The following is a 6,508-nucleotide window of genomic DNA, read 5'->3' as shown; positions in this document are numbered from 1 at the left end:
TTATTGGGAGTATAGGACACACGAAACTTGATTGGGAAAACTCGATTCGTATTGTTCAAGATGGAAAAGTCGATTTTTCACGTCTGATTGATCATTTTTATTACCTAGAGCAGTGGGAAGAGGCCTTTCAAGCTTTTAAAAACAAAGAGCAGACCAAGGTACTCTTTAAGCTATAAGTTGGTCCTTAGTAGATTTCTAACCATATCTTTTCTATAAAAATACTAATTCATAGGAGGAATAGTTATGCAGCGTCATGGAGGTTATATGTTAGTTGATACACTTATTAGACATGGAGTAACTCATGTTTTTGGAATGCCAGGGGGACAGGCAAATGCATTTTATGATGCATTATATCAACGTAAAGAAGATATCACTCATATTTTGATTAGAGATGAAACTACAGCAGGTTTAGCAGCAGATTCATTTTCGCGAGTAACAGGTCGAATTGGTGTTTGTGATGCTACTGTAGGCCCAGGAGCTACTAAATTCCCTTCCGGACTAATGGAAGCTTTTAATAGTTCAGTACCTATTCTAGTACTTGTAAGTGATCACCCACAAAATTCTGTTCTATTGCAACAATATGGACGTATTAGCCAAGGTGGAAATCAACTTGAAATGTTAAAGCCTTTTGCTAAAGAGACATTTAATGTTCCAAGTATTGAAATGCTTTCTAAAGTAGTAGGTGCTGCTATTCATACGGCAGTTTCAGGTCGTCCTGGCCCAGTTGTTGTTCAGATACCTCAAAATGTTTTCCAAGCGACAACAGATTTGGAACCGCTATCAGGAACTAGTAATCACCCTAAATTCAGATGTTCTGCACCTGAATCTGAAATTGCTAAAGCAGTACATCTCCTTACAGCTGCTAAGAAGCCTATTATTCTTGCAGGCGGAGGTCTTCAACTTTCTCAAGCTTATGATGAGATTGCCCAATTATCAGAGAATTATAAGATTCCAGTCGTAACGACATTGACTGGTAAAGGAAGTGTGGCTGAAACTAGTGACTTATGCCTTGGAGTACTGGGTGAGCTAGGAAGTCCATGTGCAAAAGTAGTTGCTGACCAAGCAGATGTAATTCTTGCAATTGGATATAAGCATTCTCAAAATAGCTCTTATCGTTGGACTTGGCCAAGAGCGGATCAGGAATTAATTCATATCGATGTGGATCCTGCTGAATTCGGACGAGTGATTAACGCAGATGTTGCATTATGGGGAGATGCACGCGAAGTCCTAAAACAAATCTTAGTGGAGTTGAAGGGTTCAAACTTCGAAACTTCTAGTGAATGGTTAAATGTAGTCAAAGTAGAAAAAGAGAAGTGGTTACTAGCTCGCACTGAGGAGTGCTACAGTAAAAATAATCCTATTTGGCCTCAAGCTGCTGTTCAAGCTATAGTGGACCAATTGGGAGAAAATGATTTTGTTACTTGCGATGCTGGTTTTTCAAGTGGCTGGGCTGGAGGTTTCCTGGAATTAAAAAGACAAGGTCGTCAAATCATTCTTCCACGTGGAGCTGCGGGATTAGGTTCTTCTCTGCCATTTGCTCTTGGAGTAGCTATGGCTCGTCCAGGATCACGTATAATAGCTATTAGCGGTGATGGTGCATTTAGTTACAATGTTGGTGAACTAGCAACTCTTAAACAACTAAATTTACCAATTATCAATGTAGTCTTTAATAATGCAGTTTTATCATGGTCAAAATGGACACAGCAACTTAATTTCGATAGAAATAATCAATCTGTTGAGTTAGGAAGTTACGAGTTTGGAACGATTGCTGAAAGTTATGGAATCGTTGGAGAAAACGTTCGAAACATAGAAGATTTAGGACCAATCTTGAAACGTGAACTTGCAGCAAACCGTCCAAGTGTAATTAATGTGTATACAGATGAATGGCAAGCTCCAACTATGCCTTATCGTGAGGCCATGAAAAAGGCGAAACAAGGACCAGTAACTAGTCAAGCATACTAAACATTTCTTTCATTCAGATGTTGTTATTGTTTTTCCATAATTTTATCTAAAGGAGAGAATTTAGTATGTTAGTACAATCAAAAGTGTTGTTTAACTATATCGGGGGAGAATGGGTAGAAGGTTCTACTACTAAAACACAGCCTGTTTATAACCCTGCAACAGGAGAAATAATCGCAGAAGTACCTCTTTCTGCAAAAGAAGATGTAGACAAAGCCGTACAAGTGGCAAACGAAGCCTTTCAATCATGGTCACAAGTCGCAGTTCCAAAGCGTGCTCGTATTCTATTTAAATATCAGCAATTGTTAGTAGACAACTGGGATGAACTTGCTAGATTAATTACTATTGAAAATGGAAAAAGTTTCAAAGAAGCCCATGGTGAAGTATTACGAGGAATTGAGTGTGTAGAATTTGCATCTGGTGCACCAACATTAATGATGGGAAAACAACTTCCAGATATAGCTACTAATATTGAATCTGGTATGTATCGTTATCCAATCGGAGTGGTAGGCGGTATTACCCCGTTTAACTTTCCAATGATGGTACCATGTTGGATGTTTCCACTTGCAATTGCATGCGGCAACACATTTGTCTTAAAGCCATCAGAGCGTACTCCACTTTTAGCTAACCGTCTTGCGGAGCTATTTAATGAAGCAGGATTACCAAAAGGTGTTTTGAACATCGTTCACGGTGCGCATGATGTAGTAAATGGGTTACTTGAGCATAAACTTGTCAAAGCAATCTCATTCGTAGGCTCACAGCCAGTGGCAGAATACGTGTACAAAAAGGGAACGGAAAATTTGAAGCGTGTTCAAGCATTAGCAGGTGCAAAAAATCACTCCATCGTGTTAAATGATGCGGATCTTGCAGATGCTGCTTCCCAAATTTTTAGTGCAGCATTTGGATCTGCAGGTGAGCGCTGTATGGCTGCCTCTGTTGTAACAGTACAGGAAGAAGTTGCAGATGCACTGATTCAAAGATTAGTAGAAACAGCGAACAACATCGTAATCGGAAACGGATTGGAAGAAACCGTATTCCTAGGGCCAGTGATACGTGATGAACATAAGAAGCGCACGTTGGGCTATATTGAATCAGGCGTTCAAGATGGAGCCCGCCTCATTCGTGACGGAAGGAAAGACGCAGCGGTAAAAGGTGATGGTTATTTTGTTGGACCGACTATTTTTGATCATGTTACACAAGAAATGAAAATCTGGCAGGATGAGATCTTTGCACCAGTATTATCTGTAATACGCGTCAAAACATTAGAAGAGGCTATTGAAATTGCAAACAATTCTAGATTTGCAAACGGTGCTTGTATCTATACGAACGATGCCAGAAGCGTACGTAAGTTTCGTGAAACCATCCACTCTGGTATGTTAGGAGTTAATATTGGAGTACCAGCACCAATGGCGTTTTTCCCATTCTCCGGGTGGAAAGATTCTTTCTACGGTGATCTTCATGCGAATGGTACGGACGGAGTGGAGTTCTATACAAGAAAGAAAATGGTGACGGCAAGATATTAAAACATAAGTGTGTAAATGGTATTTGATTAAGCGACCTTATTATTCTTTTTAGAATTTAAAAGGTCGCTTCAATGATTTTTATTATTGGTATTATGTTGTTATTTTAATAACTAAAGAGTTCAAACGATGTAAGAGACCTGTTTTATTCAATGAAAGTACGTTAATCCCGGTAAAGGGTGGATTATTATATAGGTGAAATTCTAAATCGAAACGTAGAATAGGCCGTTTTTTAGGTATTATGATTGGCATGGAACTTTCAAGTTATAAAAGTAGTTAAACTAAAGGGGGAGTAATTATGAGGAAGAGAATACTTACAGCTTTAATGTTAGTATTGGTTTTAATTTTAGGAGCATGTACACAGTCATCAAATGGTTCTGGTAAAAATGAAAGCGGAAACATAAAAGTTGGTGCGGTTCTTCCATTGACAGGACCAGCAGCCCTGTATGGACAGCAAACATTAGATGGTGCGAAATTGGCAGCCAAAATGATTAATGATGATGGCGGGATATTAAAAGGACGCAAAATTACCTTAGTAACTGAAGATGATCAATCAAAGCCGGAGTTAGGTGTAACGAAATTTAAGAAATTAATTGAAAGTGACAGAGTTAATGCCATTACTGGAGGGGCAAACAGTTCCGTTACCATGGCAACAAAAGATGTTGCTAAAAATAAATTATTAAATGTTGTTACTGTTTCAAAAGCTCCAGAGATTATGACCGACCGTGATTCATTCCGTTTCCGACTAAATAGTACCAATGATATGGATGGAAAGGCTTTCCACAAGTTTATTGCAGAACAGCTTAAACCTAAAACGGTTGCGGTCATCGCTGAAAACACTGATTATGGTCAAGCTGAATTAAAGGCCTTGAAGAAAAACTGGTCTNNTACTAACCCGTTAACAAAGTTAAAGTCAGCCAATGCTGATGCATTATATGTTGTTGGTGCTGGCATTGAAATAAATTCAGCGATTTTCAAACAAGCACATCAGCTTGGTTTTAATAACACGATGAAGTTACTAGCACCCGGTTGTATCAATTCAAAAATGGTGGAGTTAGCAGGTGATGTTGCAGAAGGAATCATTTCTGCCGACCTATATCAAAATACCATTGATAATGAGATGAACAAAGAATTTGTAGCCGCATTTGAAAAAGAATACAATCATAAACCGGAAAAAACGGAAATGTTAGGTTTTGAATCCATCTGGTTTGTGGCAAAAGCAATGGATAAAGCAGGATCGTCCACTGACTATAAGGCTATATCTAAAGCTTTAGAAAGTGAAGATTGGCAGTCACCAAGAGGTGATTTAAAGTTTGAGAACGGCCAAGCTTTAGGAGAAGTTATCCCATTAACTGTTAAGGATGGTAAAGTAGTTCCATATCAACAGTAGATTGATAGACACTAACCAAATAGCTTCTATTGGAGAAGCTATTTGGTTAAAAATTCAATGATTTCCTTGTTTATTTCCATAATGAATAAAGAATGATACTTATATTTAAAAGGAAGAAAGGTGGATATATTTTTGGAAATTATCAATCAATTAGTAGCGAATGGGTTAGTTATTGGATTAACTTATACCTTGTTTGCTTTAGGAGTAACGTTAATTTTCGGAATATTAGGAATGATCAACTTTGCCCATGGTGAATTTTATATGCTTGGGGCATTTGGATCGTATATCCTTCAACAAGAATTAGGGTTAAATTATTTCCAGGCAGGAATTGTGACTATCATCATCATTTGCTTGATTGCATGGTTGATTGAAAAATTTACGCTCAGGTCATTACTTGATACCGATCATTTAAACTCATTACTTGCCACCTTTGGTTTAAGTATTGTTTTATTGAACATGGTTGCCATTGCATATGGAACGACTCCGAGGCAAATAAGTAGTCCGTTTAACGGTGTCGTACATATTGGAAATGTTTTTATCACTCAACAAAAAATAGTCATTGTCCTTTTGGGTATTGTGGTCATCGTGTTGCTAAATCTCTTTATCAAGCACAGTCATTTAGGGAAACTCATGCGGGCCGTATCACAGAATAGAATGGGGGCCATGGTCTCAGGGATCTCAATTAAACGAATCTATTCCTTTACCTTCATCTTTGGGGTTTTATTAGCCACACTTGCTGGAATCCTCATCGGACCAACCACCTATGTAACACCCACAATGGGTACGAGTGTTATGTTAAAAGGTTTTGTCATCGTTATTTTGGGTGGGTTAGGTAGTGTTCCTGGGGCAATTATCGGCGGAATGTTACTTGGATTCGTTGAAACAGGGGCATCGTCCTTAGTGGGGAACTCTTGGAAGGATATTATTGGTTATGTAATCTTGATTCTCGTATTATTAATTCGTCCTCAGGGAATCTTTGGATTTCAAAGGAGGTCACAATAATGAAAAAGAAGCTGCCTTTCATCCTAATATTACTAATTTTAATTTCTCTCCCATTTNNTACTTAAATATTATCATCACATTTGGGGTTTTCTCGATCTTTGCTTTAAGCCTAAACTTTATTGTCGGTTACATTGGTGAAATATCATTTGGTCATGCTGCGTTTTTTGGCTTAGGTGCATACTTTACGACCTTAATAAATCAAAGCTTAGAATTTCCGTATTTTATTAGTTTACTCCTTGCCTTAGTATTAACCGGCTTTGTTGGAATGTGTGTCGGATTTTTATCACTTCGTCTCCAAGGTGTTCACTTTGCCATCATTACGCTGGCATTCGCAGAAGTGTTTCGCCTAATCATTCTTAATCTGACAGATATTACCCGAGGCGCCATGGGGCTAAGTGTTTCTTCTCCAATAATACCCTTTACGCAAACTTCTCTTACTGATCCAATGATTTATTACTACTTTGTTTGTCTATTGTTAGTAGGAGTCATCTATTTTATTAAATTCACATTAAGTACACCTTTTGGGAGAGGAATTTTAGCCATAAAAGAAGGAAGTCTGTTAGCAAGTTCAATTGGAATTCATGTTTCTAAATATAAAATTATTGCTTTTACGATTTCAGCCATTATTGCGGGGTTG

At 38.1% G+C, this 6,508-nt stretch carries 5 protein-coding genes; all 5 read left to right on the top strand.

All coding sequences use genetic code 11. The annotated features are described in order from the left end of the window. Window positions 1-243 precede the first annotated feature (243 nt). Window positions 244-1,962, top strand: coding sequence for a thiamine pyrophosphate-binding protein (locus tag V7659_RS18845; RefSeq protein ID WP_098934806.1), 1,719 nt, complete (start codon window positions 244-246; stop codon window positions 1,960-1,962). A 65-nt stretch (window positions 1,963-2,027) separates the two neighbouring features. Then, a complete protein-coding gene (locus V7659_RS18840) occupies window positions 2,028-3,482 on the top strand; it encodes a CoA-acylating methylmalonate-semialdehyde dehydrogenase (protein ID WP_218348774.1) in 1,455 nt (484 codons plus the stop codon). 295 nt (window positions 3,483-3,777) lie between these two features. After that, on the top strand, window positions 3,778-4,869 hold the full coding sequence (locus tag V7659_RS18835; RefSeq protein ID WP_335541355.1) for an ABC transporter substrate-binding protein: 1,092 nt from the start codon (window positions 3,778-3,780) through the stop codon (window positions 4,867-4,869). 132 nt (window positions 4,870-5,001) lie between these two features. Next, window positions 5,002-5,871: a branched-chain amino acid ABC transporter permease gene (locus tag V7659_RS18830; RefSeq protein WP_180247623.1), complete on the top strand. Its 870-nt coding sequence runs from the start codon at window positions 5,002-5,004 to the stop codon at window positions 5,869-5,871. After that, window positions 5,846-6,508: branched-chain amino acid ABC transporter permease (locus V7659_RS18825; protein ID WP_335541353.1), on the top strand; the 663-nt coding region annotated here is incomplete at its 3' end. The genes V7659_RS18830 and V7659_RS18825, both read left to right, overlap by 26 nt.

This window comes from Neobacillus drentensis (genome assembly GCF_036966985.1).
GTDB lineage: Bacteria > Bacillota > Bacilli > Bacillales > Cytobacillaceae > Neobacillus > Neobacillus drentensis_E.
Note: the sequence above shows the minus strand (reverse complement) of the source record. Positions and strands in the feature narration are given on the sequence as shown.

Coding starts and splice junctions, on each gene's coding strand:
- V7659_RS18845 (WP_098934806.1), top strand. CDS start 244: ATGCAGCGTCATGGAGGTTATATGTTAGTTGATACACTTATTAGACAT.
- V7659_RS18840 (WP_218348774.1), top strand. CDS start 2,028: ATGTTAGTACAATCAAAAGTGTTGTTTAACTATATCGGGGGAGAATGG.